General features: G+C 57.8%; 14 protein-coding genes and 1 tRNA gene. 7 read left to right on the top strand and 8 right to left on the bottom strand.

Going from position 1 to position 13,798, the window contains the following annotated elements:
* Positions 1-45 precede the first annotated feature (45 nt).
* Both CHY22_RS09080 and CHY22_RS09085 read right to left on the bottom strand, forming a co-directional pair.
* Positions 46-828 carry a type IV secretory system conjugative DNA transfer family protein gene (locus tag CHY22_RS09080; protein ID WP_158551199.1) on the bottom strand — a complete coding sequence of 261 codons (783 nt, stop codon included), beginning with the start codon at positions 826-828 and terminating at the stop codon, positions 46-48.
* 37 nt (positions 829-865) lie between these two features.
* Complete coding sequence (locus CHY22_RS09085; protein WP_089573573.1) at positions 866-1,783, bottom strand: hypothetical protein; 918 nt, start codon at positions 1,781-1,783, stop codon at positions 866-868.
* A 289-nt stretch (positions 1,784-2,072) separates the two neighbouring features.
* Between CHY22_RS09085 and CHY22_RS09090 the strand changes: the two genes are divergently transcribed.
* Positions 2,073-3,512 carry a hypothetical protein gene (locus tag CHY22_RS09090; protein ID WP_089573574.1) on the top strand — a complete coding sequence of 480 codons (1,440 nt, stop codon included), beginning with the start codon at positions 2,073-2,075 and terminating at the stop codon, positions 3,510-3,512.
* Positions 3,513-3,581: 69 nt separating this feature from the next.
* Here the strand turns inward: CHY22_RS09090 and CHY22_RS09095 are convergent, their stop codons facing one another.
* On the bottom strand, positions 3,582-4,469 hold the full coding sequence (locus CHY22_RS09095; protein WP_089573599.1) for a nucleotidyl transferase AbiEii/AbiGii toxin family protein: 888 nt from the start codon (positions 4,467-4,469) through the stop codon (positions 3,582-3,584).
* An 18-nt stretch (positions 4,470-4,487) separates the two neighbouring features.
* Complete coding sequence (locus CHY22_RS09100) at positions 4,488-5,162, bottom strand: type IV toxin-antitoxin system AbiEi family antitoxin domain-containing protein (RefSeq protein WP_199408775.1); 675 nt, start codon at positions 5,160-5,162, stop codon at positions 4,488-4,490.
* Positions 5,163-5,666: 504 nt separating this feature from the next.
* Here CHY22_RS09100 and CHY22_RS09105 point away from each other — a divergent pair.
* Genes CHY22_RS09105 through CHY22_RS09115 form a run of 3 tightly spaced genes read left to right on the top strand, consistent with a single transcriptional unit; the run spans position 5,667 to position 8,292 of the window.
* Complete coding sequence (locus CHY22_RS09105; protein ID WP_089573575.1) at positions 5,667-6,209, top strand: DUF4342 domain-containing protein; 543 nt, start codon at positions 5,667-5,669, stop codon at positions 6,207-6,209.
* 18 nt (positions 6,210-6,227) lie between these two features.
* Entirely contained in the window at positions 6,228-7,013 is a 786-nt protein-coding gene (locus CHY22_RS09110) for a response regulator transcription factor (RefSeq protein WP_089573576.1), read from the top strand.
* Positions 6,997-8,292 (top strand): HAMP domain-containing sensor histidine kinase, encoded by a 1,296-nt coding sequence (locus CHY22_RS09115; RefSeq protein WP_089573577.1) that lies wholly within the window; start codon positions 6,997-6,999, stop codon positions 8,290-8,292. The genes CHY22_RS09110 and CHY22_RS09115 overlap by 17 nt, the downstream gene beginning before the upstream one ends.
* 75 nt (positions 8,293-8,367) lie before the next feature.
* On the opposite strand, the gene CHY22_RS09120 is transcribed toward CHY22_RS09115, so the two are convergent.
* Complete coding sequence (locus CHY22_RS09120; RefSeq protein ID WP_089573578.1) at positions 8,368-8,742, bottom strand: VOC family protein; 375 nt, start codon at positions 8,740-8,742, stop codon at positions 8,368-8,370.
* Between the two features lie 11 nt (positions 8,743-8,753).
* Entirely contained in the window at positions 8,754-9,041 is a 288-nt protein-coding gene (locus CHY22_RS09125) for a PTS sugar transporter subunit IIB (protein ID WP_055252380.1), read from the bottom strand.
* A gap of 163 nt (positions 9,042-9,204) precedes the next feature.
* On the opposite strand from CHY22_RS09125, the gene CHY22_RS09130 reads away from it, so the two are divergent.
* The 3 genes from CHY22_RS09130 (at position 9,205) to CHY22_RS09140 (ending at position 11,719) form a co-directional block, all read left to right on the top strand.
* Positions 9,205-9,828, top strand: a complete 624-nt coding sequence (locus tag CHY22_RS09130) for a hypothetical protein (RefSeq protein ID WP_089573579.1) — start codon at positions 9,205-9,207, stop codon at positions 9,826-9,828.
* Between the two features lie 31 nt (positions 9,829-9,859).
* Positions 9,860-9,944, top strand: a tRNA-Leu gene (locus CHY22_RS09135).
* A gap of 473 nt (positions 9,945-10,417) precedes the next feature.
* The gene (locus tag CHY22_RS09140; RefSeq protein ID WP_089573580.1) at positions 10,418-11,719 is read left to right on the top strand and encodes an AAA family ATPase; all 1,302 of its coding nucleotides are present in this window, start codon (positions 10,418-10,420) and stop codon (positions 11,717-11,719) included.
* Positions 11,720-11,873: 154 nt separating this feature from the next.
* On the opposite strand, the gene CHY22_RS09145 is transcribed toward CHY22_RS09140, so the two are convergent.
* Positions 11,874-12,875 (bottom strand): hypothetical protein, encoded by a 1,002-nt coding sequence (locus tag CHY22_RS09145; protein ID WP_089573581.1) that lies wholly within the window; start codon positions 12,873-12,875, stop codon positions 11,874-11,876.
* 28 nt (positions 12,876-12,903) lie between these two features.
* Positions 12,904-13,662, bottom strand: coding sequence for a hypothetical protein (locus CHY22_RS10230; RefSeq protein ID WP_233502857.1), 759 nt, complete (start codon positions 13,660-13,662; stop codon positions 12,904-12,906).
* Between the last annotated feature and the right edge of the window lie 136 nt (positions 13,663-13,798).

Here is a 13,798-nt window from a genome sequence, read left to right on the forward strand (position 1 = left end):
GCGGAAACGCGGGGGCCGTTCAGGCTGTTGCGCTGAGATTGAAAATCAACCATCGCGATACTGCTCAACGCCGTACAGGTCTGCGTTCACAGCCCCATACTTATCGAGGAACTCCTTGGACTCCACCTCTTCTACAAGGTAGTCCAACGGGAATCGGCCCTCGCCATCCCCCGTGACCTTGATGAGCGCAGCCAGTTTAAAGACGTTGTTCATCTTAAGGTAGCGGCGCGGAGCATTGGGGTCCTCGCCCGGCGCAAGGGTGCCGGCAAGACACTCCAGGAGATACAGGATTCCAACAATTGCTCGAAGCAGCAGATCGTTTGCGTTATCCCAGAACGGATCATACCTACGGCTACGACCGTCAGGATCGACCCCCTCCATGATTGCCGCCACCGTAGTGGGGATATCCTCGACATCCATCACGTAGCGCAGAGGGTCGTATCCGGCCGACTGCTCGGGATTAACAGTATCGAGAACCGTTACCTCGTAGCCGTCCTCTTCAAAGCCTTTCCCCGTACGGCGCAGCAGCTCACCCTTGGTGTCTGTGACCACATAACAGCATTCGTGGTGATTGAGCAGGTTGGGCAAAATGAAACTCGCCGTTTTGCCGCTGCCGGTACCTCCAAAGGCAAAGACATTGTTGGACACACTCGTCTCCCAATGCTTGTCGTCCTCGTAGAACGCCACCGTGGCACCCTTAGCCAGGATCACATCGCGCTGCTCATCGCCAGACGACAGCGCCTGCATCTCCTCCTTAGTCGCCCACTTCTTGGTCTGATACTCCGTTTGCTGCGCGGCCTCGTAGCCGTACATCTTGATGACTGACATGGCGTGGCTCCTTTCTTGTCCGTGACGTTGGTGGTTGTTAAGCAATGCGATCGACACCGTCGTCCTCATTGAGCTGTGCCGAGCGCGGCGACTTGGTCGCGTGGCCGATCAGGCGCTCGGCCTGCGCCAGATAACTCTCGCGAGCAGCAGTTGAAACCGTCCCGTCGCGCAGATACGCAAGCAATGCATTAATCATCAGCTTGTCGAGCAGGTCGTATCCCTTGGCCCGAGCGCAGTTGAGGAGGTAGCGGTCCTGAAGCCCCCGTACCTTAGTTGCCAAATCGATTTCCATCTTTTCCTCCATGTAATAAAAAGTGTGTCGTTCGTCCAAAAGTGCCTCAAACGGGCGTTTGACGCATAACTCAAAGTTGAAACGCGGACTCGTATCGAACACGCGTCGTTGCACCTTGAGGTAGCGCTTATAAAACATGACGGCATCATCTTCATCCGCCGTAAAGCCACGCGATCCATCGCGGTGCAGCCGGTCGTAAGGCTTTTTGCTATCGATATGGCGCACGAATGGGGACGGAATATAGGCATCCTTCTTGACGTTGTACTTCATCCCTGTCGTAACCTGCTCAAACAAGAGAACGCCAGCTGACTTAAAAGCCGCATTACATCCATGCCTAAACATGCTCACCACGGCTGCCACGCTGCCCATGCAGCTATCGCGCGGGGAAAAATACAGCGAAAGCAAAGCGAGCGTCGCAGCAGTCAAAAGCTCGCGGGCCTCGTGTACATCGGCTCGATACTGCTCGGGCACCAGCCCGGGAATATCGGGCGAGCGCTCTTCCAGCACGCCAACGAGCGATTTAGCCAGGCGCTCGACGTTCTTCTCGCCGCAGTACGGACACGGAAGTGGCAGCTCTGCCTTCCTGTTCACTTCGCACATACCGCGGAGATCCTCGTCGATCGCACTGAGGAATGCCTCGTAAATACTGTCCCGTTTCTTCATGAATGCTTCTTTCTATCCGGTTTCAGGTGGTTGATGTAAGTCTGTTCTAAGTTCTAGAATGTTCTGACGCTAGAACGATGATTATTGATCTAACCTGTAGTTTCATAAGTGAAATCATCCTGCTCGATTGCTTAGTTTGCCTAAAGGCTACAAAGCGAATGTATCAAGCAATTGCTATTGAGTTGGCTTTGGATTGCTTCGAGGATAGCACAGCGTGCTGTTCTCGTCATTAGAAATTTTAATTTTTTTTCTGCTAATATAAACCCACTGAGAAGAAAGGGCTCTATACATGCGTGAAACTACATCATCATTGCCACGCCTCACCGCCGCCGCCCTCTCGCGCGCGCTTAACCTGGAACAAGGCAGTCGCCTGCTCACTGTCCGTCTGCCTGGCGCTGTGGATGCCGAAGATCTCGCTAAGTGCTTTACCCTAAACGGTAACGGCGTGCCCGATATTTGTGAGCTTGAACCCGGAAAGCAGAATGCAAGCGATGATGATGCAGCGCCGGTGTTTGTCGATGCATCAAACTACTACCGCGCAAATAAGCACGATATCGAAAAAGACAGTGCCGCGCTCATCGATTATTTGGAGCCTGGCTACCTTGATTTTTGCGACTGGGGTCCTTTTATTTGGTGCCTGTATGCTCTCGCCCTTTCGGGCCGCACTCGAGCAGCCGTGGTACTTCCCGCCGATTTACTTGATAAAGCTGAACAAGCACGCACGATTTTGATACGCGAAGGGCTCATCGAGAGCGTCGTTTATTTGCCACTTTCCGAGCCCAGGCCCTACATGACAAGCGCGCTCCTCATACTGTCTTCAGGAAATCGCAGCGTTGCATTTCGCAGCGCAATTGAGCCCGGACCGCGTTTTCAATATGTGACTAAAACATCGTATTACTCTGATATCACCTTTTCTATCTCTCCTGACTGGGCCCGCATTGATACCAATACGCCAAGATCGACGCCAATCGAAACGTCCACTTTTGCCACGCGCGAGCTGCTCCAACACCACGCCGCTCTCTCAAAAGGCAAAATCAGCCTCATCGCCATCACCCGAAACTACAGCGCCACACTCGGTGACTCTTTTACGCGAGTCGCGCCATTCATGCCCCGCGAGAGCACGACATCGAACGACATTGACGCAGTCGAGGTGCGCCGAATCTCATCTCAAGATTTTCAGGACGGCAATCTTCTGCCCGTAGATGCTTCAGATAATCAAAATAGCTCGGATTCTAAATTCGTAAAGGTGGACCCCAGCGTTCTCGATCGCTATGAGCTCCGCGCTGGAGATATCGTCATGCCGCGCATGCTGGGTCGCTACGGCGCGTCCAACCTGCTCGTCGTCAGCTCCGATGACGCTAAGCAGCATCTGGTTGCTTCGCATAACACCACCGTCATTCGCCCGTCATTCCAAACGATGACCGAAGATGAGCGCGTAGTGTTTTCGGAGATAATTGTTGGATACCTTACCGAAGGCCACGGGGCGCAGCTGATTCAAGCATTAACTGAAGCAGCCAGCATCCGCGCCATCCGTCCTAGCGACCTGTTTGAGATCGAAGTCCCGCCGGCGCTCGACCCGCGCACACGCGAGTATAGCGAATCCATCAACCGCTTTGCCGAGGTCGTAAGGACAAAGAAACAAGCCGAGGCCACTGTCGCCCAAGCCCAGCGCGACCTCGAAGGCGCAAAAAAGGCCGTCACCCAGGTGGTCGACCAGACCTGCGAATAGCGCATAGGCAGTAGAAACGTCTTAAGCCGGCGACAGGAACTAATTCTGCCGCCGGCTTAACTATCTAGCCTATTCCCATCCCGTGGTCTGAGGATTCCATTTGCACACATTCGCCGAATGATTAAAGCACGGTGTATACAACCGATTGACGACCTCTTCTGCCCCAGCAATGTTCCCCGCGAGATCAAGTACCCCCGCCTGCCTCGCCATCTTTACGTACTGTGCAGAACCATTTTGTTTCCACCAGAGAGGCGCCACGAACTCTTCCGGCATTGCCACTTTGCGGGCAGACGCTTCTTTCTCGACCCTCTCGACAAGCGTAGCCCCATCGACGAAGCAAGTTTTCGCGTACACCAAGATGTCGACTATATCCTTGATTCGCGATGAAGCACGGCCCTCATGCATCTCTATCATTGCGAGCAATTTATCTGCAAGGGCACTCTCCACTCGGCATACTCGATAGTCGCAGACTGGGAGCCCCTCGATATTCAGACGATCGATCGGCGCAAGAACCTCAGGCTCAAGTCCCCGCACTTCATCAATTACCAAGTCAATTGAAATTGGCTGTAGCTTCTTGGTTCCCATAAAGGGGGTGAACCACACCTTCGCACCGCACCGATACTCATCTTCTTCTTTGATTTGCTCTGCACGATCAAAGACGAACGAAACGAAATCCTCCAGATCAATCGAAGCAGCCTGCACCAGATCGACAATAGCCTCTTCGAGACTCTCCTCTTGAGCAACCAAGTCAATATCTCTTGTGACACGTGCATCGAGTGTTCGCGCCAGGACGCTTTGACCGCCCTTGAGCACAAAGCTGCCGTCATCTTCTGAAAAAACGCGACATAGGAAGCGATGAAAGTAGAAACCGACGATTGCCCGATTAGTATCCATTGGTGATTCTCTTGCGGCATTCCTAACAGCCATCTCCAATGCGGCAGGCGTTTTGTACTTCACCATGTCCTCCGTTTCGCATTACCCGTTCAGTACCATCAGCAAAGGCGCCATCAGCTCGCGTCGTTTGGCGGTTTTAGAGTTCTCCTCTACAAGATCCTTCAGCCGTTGTATATCGAGTCCACGTCCAAGCGCGTCGTGATAGGCATCGATAATTAATGAGGGATCCTCGCAATCGAGGCAAAGATCGACAAGCGTGCGCTCGGGTTTAGTTACCGGCAGGCCGTCGAGCCAAACGATGTCCCGCTCAGCAATCTCGCGCTTTACAAAAGAAAGGGATTCGTTTCTTGTATTGATACGCATGGGCGCGGTCATCCTGTAGGGGGACAGATAGAAATCGCCCATTTGCTGCAGGTTCGCCGCTGTCGTACCGCTCACGGCGATGCCATCCCACTGACGTTTTCTCTCCCACGCGCAAAGGGAGGGATTGGTGAGCTTCCAAAAGGCGTTGAGTTCGTCGGTGTCTCGGCGCTGCGTTCCAGACATCCGGTAGGCGCCGTGGCATATCCGTTCAAGACGCCCTGCGCGGCATGAGTGCGCCAGCGCATCTCGAGAGATGTCCATGCGAGCCGCCTGGGCTGTGGTGAACACGCCCTCGCTCTCGGAAAGCTCGCTTATCGCCGCTATGTTGCTAAAGTACTTCATGCTGCAATTGTAGGATATTTTCATACTTTTGCAACGTGATTTTTGATCCATTAGATCCGTTTGCCTTGTTTACCCCATTTCTGACGCCGTTTTGCACCGGCACCCCATCCCCCGCTATTGAGGTCTAATACTTTTCCGCGAAGTGAACGGCTGTTTTTGGACCCCTGAAACATCCGCATTTTTCGGCGGCAAAATCGTGGGATTTCAGCATTGAAACCGCAGGAAGCGGCACCTCTAAAGTGTCGATGCTTCGGGGGTCCGTTTTCACTCATTCACTTCTCGGAAAAGTATTAGACCTCGCTATCAGCTATCCCAAAGATCAGACCGCCCCTCCTTCACGCCACGCAAAACCTGCCTTTTCTGCCCCTGCCCGCCTCCGCACCACCCAAAAACTCATCCAACATTAATCTTGGCTCAAGAATCGCTTAATCTATAACCTGCACTATAGAGTTCGACCAAGAGCGGGGCGGCGCCGCGCAACGCAGGCCGCCGAACGCAACGCTCGCGCCCGGGCAGATCGCCCGGCGTCGCGCCCATCGAACGAAAGGACAGGTCATGGACGACCTCGAAAAAGTTGAAACCATCCGCACCAAGTGCAACGTGAGTTACACCGATGCCAAGGCGGCGCTCGACGCTGCCGACGGCAACGTTTTGGATGCCATCATTTGGCTCGAGTCGCAGGGCAAGACCCAGACCACGTCGGCGCATGCCGCCACCGAGTCCGCGCCAGTCGATGAGCCCTCGGCCGAGATGGTCGCCGCGCAGGCAGCCTACGAAAAGTCGAGTGAAAAGACCGACTTCTCCAAGAAGATGGACAGCGTGTGGGAGTACCTCAAAAAGCTCTTCCGCCTGAGTCTGGACACCAAGTTTATCGCCACGCGCCGCGATGCGATCATCCTCAACATCCCCATCCTGATTCCCATCGTCGCGCTGTTTGCCTGGGGCGCCACGATATGGCTGATGCTGATTGGCCTGTTCTTTGGCATGCGCTACCGCATCGACAGCGACGGCGACGTGCCCGGCAGCATCAACAACCTTATGGACAGCGCTGCCAACGCTGCGGATGATATCAAGCAAAATCTGAACGACGACAAGTAATCGCAGACGGGGGCACGCATGGCACGGATTCTGATCGTAGAGGACGAGGAGAAAATCGCCCGCTTTGTGACGCTCGAGCTGGAGCACGAGGGCTACCAGGTGGAGCACGCCGCCGACGGTCGTACCGCCGTGGACCTGGCGCTGGAGCGCGACTACGATCTGATTCTGCTCGATGTACTGTTGCCGCAGCTCAACGGCATGGAGGTGCTGCGGCGCGTACGCAAGCACAAGGATGTGCCGGTGATCATGGTCACCGCGCGCGATGCCGTGATGGACAAGGTGGCAGGGCTTGACGCCGGTGCTGACGATTACCTGACCAAGCCTTTTGCGATCGAGGAGCTGTTCGCACGGATCCGCGTGGCGTTGAAGCGTGCGGAGGCCGTGCGGGCGGCTTCGGGCGTTGGCGGCGCCGGTACTGGGGCAGGCGCGGCAGGCGGCGCGGGTGTCGGCGCCACTGCGATACCCCCGGCCAGCGACACGACCCAGACCGCTACCACGCCCTCCCCCGCCACGCTCGTCGTGGGCTCGGTCGCACTCGATCCCGACCGCCGCGAAGTCACGGTCGGTGGCTCGCCCATCGCGCTCACGGCTCGCGAGTTCGATGTCCTCGCCCTGCTTATGGCACATGCCGGCACCGTGCTCACGCGCGAGCGCATTGCGCACGAGGCGCTGGGCTACGAATACGTGGGCGACACCAACAACGTCGACGTGCACATCGCGCACCTGCGTGCCAAGATCGAAGACGCCGGCGGTGCCCGCATCATCCAGACCGTGCGCGGGGTGGGCTATGTCTGCCGCGCGTAACGCCGAGGCCAAGCGCGTCACCTCCATCGCCCGCGCCATCAACTGGAGCTATATGTGGCGTCGCTTGGTGAGCTACGTCTGGCTGGATCTGTTGCTGCTGCTTGTTGCGGCGGCGATCCTCGTCTATGGATACAACCAGACGCTGACCGATGGCGCGTTTACCGCGGGATGGATCCCCGGCGCCGCCGTTCGCAGCATGTCGCTGACCCCCGCGCGCGGCTGGGACCTGACAACGCTCACCTATACCGTCGAGCTTGCGCGTAGCACCAAGACCTTCTCCCTCGCGCAAGACCTCGTCGCGCTGTGGCCCCTCTACCTTGTCGTTGCGGGCTGGCAGGTTATCAGCGTGCTCAACATGCTCGGCGGAGCCCGCCGCGTGCGCCGCACTATGGCGCCGCTCAACGACCTGGCCCTGCGCGTTGACGAGCTCGGCCGCATGCAGCTCGCCGGCGGCAAGATGGAAACGCTCGAGCAGGCCATCGAGCGCGCAAGCGTCGACTCGCCGAGCGTCACCACCGGCGACGCCGATCTGGCGAGCATCGAGGTCGCGCTCAACCGCCTGCTGCGCCAGATGCAAGAGGCCAAGCTGCAGCAGATGCGCTTTGTCAACGATGCGAGTCACGAGCTGCGCACGCCCATCGCGGTGATTCAGGGCTACGTGAACATGCTCGACCGCTGGGGCAAAGACGACCCGGACGTGCTGGCAGAGTCCATCGCCTCGCTCAAAGCCGAAAGCGAGCATATGCAGGAGCTCGTGGAGCAGTTGCTGTTTTTAGCGCGCGGCGATGCCGGTCGCACGGTCCTGCGGCGTGCGCATACCAACCTGGCTGCACTGGTCGGCGAGGTTTGCGAAGAATCGCAGATGATCGATACCGAGCACACGTATCGGCTGGCGTACGACACCACGCTTGCCAACGACCCGCGCTGCGACGCATCTGTCGACGTGGCGCTCGTGAAGCAGGCGCTGCGCGTGATCGTGCAAAACGCCGCCAAGTATTCGGACGCGGGCACGACCGTCACGTTTGCCATAACGCCCGATGCGGGCACGGGCGCGATTGACATAAGCGTTGAGGACGAGGGCATCGGCATGAACCAGGAATCCGCAGCTCACGCGTTTGAACGGTTCTACCGCGCCGACAACGCACGCGATGCCGGCGCGCAGGGCTCGGGTCTGGGGCTTGCCATTGCCAAGTGGATCGTCGATAGCCATGGTGGTGTCATTGGCGTGACCTCAGTCGAGGGCGTCGGCAGCCGCTTTACGATTCGCCTGCCACGATAGAAAGCCCCTCGGCATAAATAAAGGGATAAGGCCATGCGGCCCTATCCCTTTTTGCTAGCTATAGCAGCCTGTGCGCTACTCGCGGCACAGGTGCACGGCGAAGCCGGCGAACTCGCGCTTAAAGTACACGAGCTTGGTGCCGCCGTCGGGCAGCAGCACGCGCGACTCCTCGTTGACCTCGAGCCCGCGCTCGGCAAACCACTTCTCGGCCGCATCGATGTCGTTGACGGCAAAGCCGATGTGGCCCTTGGTGCCACGACCGTTCTGCTTCATGACCTCGATCAGCGAATCGTTAAAGTACGAAACCGGGGTCTCGATAACGGGCAGGCCCATCATCGTCGAGAACAGCTCCGCGATCTCCAGGGCATCTGCCGGGTCGGTGGCGTTAATGCCCACATGGGCAACGCGCATGCCAAAGAGCTCGACCGGATTGGCGTTCTGCTCACTCATACAGTCAGCGCCTACTGAGCCATGACGTCGAGGACGGCCTTCTCGGCAGCGACGCGGTTCATGCCGGTCATGAAGGGCACGCCGCTCACGTACGGGCAGGTGAGGCCCTCGGGAGCAACGGTGGTGGCGATCAGCAGGTCGGCGCCCTCGTCGCAAGCGTCCTTGGCCTCGGAGATGGCGCACTGCACGATCTCATACTTGCCGGCATAACCGTTGGCGTCGAGCATGGTGGCGACCTTCTGGGCAACGAGCGTGGAAGTAGCAGCGCCAGCACCGCAAGCCAAAACGATCTTCTTCATAGGTAATGTCTCCCTTCATGGTTTACTTTAGGTAAGTGTACCGCAGCGAGCGATGGCACTCAGCCTCGATGAGCTTTTATGCCAGTTTGCTTGTGCGCTGCGTATAATACATCTAGTACGTGTTGTCATACCGCTCGCTTTATGAGCGACTAAGGATCCTAACATGCCCGATTCCCGCACACTCTGGACCGCCGTCGTTATCATCTGTATCGCCGTGTCGGTGTTCTTTAGCGTCAAAAAACGCACTACGTTTAAACGCCTGCAACAGTTGATGGCCGCCAAACAGTGGGCCGAGTTCGATCGTTTGCTCGACGGCAAACTCACCAGCATGCTGTACCCGCGCTACAACCGCGACTACCTGCGTCTGAACTCCTATCTGCTGCGCGAGGACCACGAGCGCGCCGGCGAGATGTTCGACCTGCTGCTGGGACTCAACCTGCCCAAGATGCAGCGCGTCGACCTGGTGATCAAGGCCTTTAACTACTACGTTGGCCAGGAGGACCGCAAAAAGTCCAAGGAGCTGCTGCATGAAATCAAGGGCTTTGAGGGCGGTCAGGCCGAGGCGGTCGCGCACGAGTGCCAGCTGATGTACGACACGATGATCCTCAAGCGTCACAACGACATTCCCGAGCTGGAGCGCATGCTCGAGGATGTCGGCGACGACCCGGTCAAGCGCTGCCGCTTGGAGTACCTGCTGGCCCTGCAGTACCAGAACAAGGGCGACGAAGCCAAGTTTGCCGAGTACTTGGAAAAGTCAGGCCAGCACTCGATGGCCGTCAACGCGTAACGGACGGCTTGTGCTAGACTTCTAGTCTCACGGGGGCGTGGCGGAATTGGCATACGCAGGAGACTTAAAATCTCTCGCCGCAAGGATTGTGGGTTCGAGTCCCACCGCCCCTACCATTGGCTTTTACGGGCCCGTATCTCCCAGGGATGCGGGCCCGTTTCTTTTGCACGCCGGTGGGGCTCGAACCCGCGAGGGGGCGAGCGTTAAGCAAACGCGGAGCGTTTGTAGCGAGCCGGCGAGGGCGCCGGCAGGCGACCGAGGCCGGTGCGTATTTGCTGCGCAAATTCGCAGACGTCCCACCGCCCCTACCACGCATTGTTTACGAGCCCGTGTCCCCCGGAGACGCGGGCTCGTTTCTTGTGGATGCCGACACGGATGATAAGTTGCGGTGGAATAGTTCCTGTTTTGACTGGTTACCAGCTCATTTAAGAACTTTTTCACCGCAACTTAGATTGGCACTCCCACATTTTTCGATGGAAAAACGTGGTTGTCTCGCACATTTTCCGATGGAAAAACGTGGTTGTCTCGCACATTTTCCGATGGAAACGCCCAAATGGTCTTATACTAGCCGAGAGGGTTGGGAGGCAATATGCAACGACAGCTTATGAGTGAACTTATCGCTTGGAAATCAAGGGCGAATCGCAAACCTCTCTTGCTTAAGGGAGCCCGCCAGACAGGAAAGACTTGGCTTCTTAACGAATTCGCAAGCCAGCAGTATCGAAACGTCATTCGTTTTGACTTTATGCTCGAGCCGAGCACACGCTCGCTGTTCGATGGGGACCTCGACCCCAAGCGCATCATCTCCCAGATAGAGCTCCTACGTGGCCAAACCGTAACGCCGACAGACACGCTCATCATCTTCGACGAGATCCAAGAGGCGCCACGCGGGATCACCTCGCTCAAGTACTTCAACGAGCTTGCACCCGAATACCACATCGTAGCAGCCGGTTCCTATATGGGCCTCGCGCTCCGACGCGAAAACGAGTCATTTCCCGTCGGCAAAATCGACCAGCTCACCATGCGTCCCATGGGGTTTGCCGAGTTCGTTCGCGCCGTCGACGGCAACCCGCTCGCCGACGCCATCCTTGCCGCAGACATGAACCTTCTAGCAAACGTCACCGAAAAGCTCGTGCACTTGCTCAAGGAATACCTTGTTGTCGGTGGTATGCCCGAAGTTGTCTCCGCTTTCGCCGAGACACGCGACTTCATTGAAGCCCGAAGGCTTCAGCAGCAAATCATCGAGGCTTACGAATCCGATTTTGGCAAACATGCACCCGCCCGCATCGTCGAGCGCATGAGGTTGGTTTGGAAATCCCTTCCCGGCCAGCTTGCCAAGGAGAACAAGAAGTTTGTCTATGGCGCCCTTCGCCCTGGAGCGCGCGCACGCGATTTTGAGGAAAGCCTCCAGTGGCTCACGGACTACGGAATCGTTCATAAGGTGCCACGTGTTTCCGCTCTAAAGGCACCGCTCTCGAGCTACGAAGACCTCTCGGGCTTCAAACTGTTCTGCATCGACACCGGCATCCTCGGAGCGCTCTCCGGTCTCTCTCCGGCCATCGTTCTTAACGGATCCGCTGTTTTTACCGAGTTCAAAGGTTCGCTGACCGAACAATACGTCGCGCAGGAGCTTTTGCTCCAGGACAAAACTCCCGTGTATTGGTCCTCTACCTCTGGCAATGCCGAAACCGACTTTGCCATCGACCATGCGGGAACCGTGCTTCCGCTTGAGGTCAAGGCGGCAGAGAACCTTAAAGCGAAGAGTCTGAAAATAGCCTGCGAAAAATTCAAACTCGAGCGTTGCGTGAGGAGCTCTCTGGCGGCATATAGAGACGAGGACACGCTCGTCAATATTCCGCTTTGGGAAATTGGGCAAATCGACAAACTGGCATAAAGGCTGCGGAGGCGCTCAGCAAGGACTGTCCCCAGGTGCCGGCAGAAAAAAACGTCCCTAGGTGCCGGCTGTTGAGTTGCGGTGGAATAGGGACTGGTTGGGGCCCGAAAGGGCGATTTTAGTCCGCATTTCACCGCAACTTATGAGGGGATGGTTAAAGGGCGCTCAGGCTCGGGGTCCAGGCGATGGTGGGAGTCGCGCCGTCGAGAACCTCGTTGATGGTGGCGGCCATGCCGGCGAGGAGGCTGTTCTCGCTTACGGTGAGCGCATCGTAGCCACCGGCGCGCATGAGTTCGCGAATCACCACGGCGCCGGCCAGAATCACGCCCGCGCGTTTGGGCTGTACACCCGGTAGCGCGGCGATGCCTTCCGCGTCCAACACAGACATGCGCTCAATAGCGGCCGAGACCTGCTCCAGCGACAGCTCGCGTAGGTGCACAAAGCTCGAATCGTACGGTTCCAGCTCGTGGACCAGAGCCACCAGCGTAGTCACCGTGCCGCCCACCGCGACTAAGCGTTCGGCGCGCTCAAAGTCAACAGGCAGGCCCTCAAAATAGGCGGCGAACTGCTCGCCTGCCCACGCGGCAGCGGCAGCAAGCTCGCCATCCGCGGGCGGCAACGCGGAGAAAAAGCGCTCCGTCACGCGACGGCAACCGATGTCCAGCGAGCGCGTTCCCTCCAGCGCAAAGACCCCGCGCTCAGGCGCATAGACGCCCGTCGCGAGCTCCGTGGAGCCGCCGCCCGAATCGGCGACGATGATGCGCTCGCCGGCAAAGTCGTGCGCCACGCCAAAAAATGTCAGGCGCGCCTCGACCTCGCCCGGAATCACCTGCGGTTCGAGCCCCAGATCGTGCAGACCGTCCAGCAGCAGCGCGGCATTGGACGCATCGCGCGCGGCACTCGTGCAGGTGGTGCAGACGCACGCGGCCCCAAAGGTACGGGCTTCGTCCACAAACATGCGGCACGCAGCGAGCACGCGCTCAACGGCCGCCTCGCAAAAGCGCCCCGTCGCGTCCACGCCCTCGCCCAAGTCGGTGATCTCGGTATGCTTGGACGATTCCACGATCGCCCCAGCCTCGACCTGCGCCAGCACTAGTCGCGACGACACCGTTCCCAGGTCAATCGCGGCCACCTTATATCGTTTGCAATCTGCCATTGCGGGCTCCCCTCCGGGCGCTACTCGCCTACTCGCCGCTGGACGCGACCGCCTGGCCCTCGACGCCGTTAAATCCAAACAGCATATCGAGCGTCTTGATGTACCACGGTGCGTCCTTGCCGACCTCTTCGATCTCTTTGGCCACTTCGCTGGCCTTCTTGGCGTTTGAGGACTTTTTGCTCGACGACGAATCCGAATCCTCGTCCAGACCCTGTACTTCAATCCTCTTTTCGCCGGGCATCACCATGCCCAGTTCCCGTGCCCGATCCTTAATGCCCTCTTCCGAGAGCCACTTGTCAGTGTCTTTTTTCATCTCGTCTCTGTATTGCTCGCGAATCTCGACCTGCTTGGCCAAGATGTCGTTCGAGCGTTTTGCAACGTACAGGTCGCGCACGGGGAAATACAGGCTCACGAGCGCCAGAGTCACCACGATACCGATAAACAGCGGACGCAGAGAGCCATGCGTAAAGTCATAGATTGCCTTGACCACCGCATTGTCGTTGGCGTAGCGCATAAAGTCCGAGCTCGAAAAACGGTTCGAGGGCCTGCTCGATTTGTCGTGTGCCTGAGTCGAGGGACGCGATGCATGCGACGAACGTGCCGGGCGCACCGGTCCATCTGCCGAAGTATTCGATTGAGCATTGGGGCGCGAGGTACTTGTCGGGCGCTGCGCGGAGCGGTCGGCACCGACGTAGGCGGACCCACCGAGCTGCACCGTGCGGGCACGGCGAGGCGACGGCTCACGCGAACCGGCGGAATAGTACCTGTTGTCGTAAATCTGATCCATGTGCGCCTTGTGCAGTTGAGGTTTGTTTGCGCTAAGTATTCTAGTTATAGCACGAGCACACGCAACGCCTTCGGCGGCCTTTGCTCGACATAAAAAAGGCGCTGAGCCATATGGCCCAGCGCCCCCAGCGCTTTGC

Origin of the sequence: Collinsella sp. TF06-26 (genome assembly GCF_002232035.1) — a bacterium.
Lineage (GTDB): Bacteria > Actinomycetota > Coriobacteriia > Coriobacteriales > Coriobacteriaceae > Collinsella.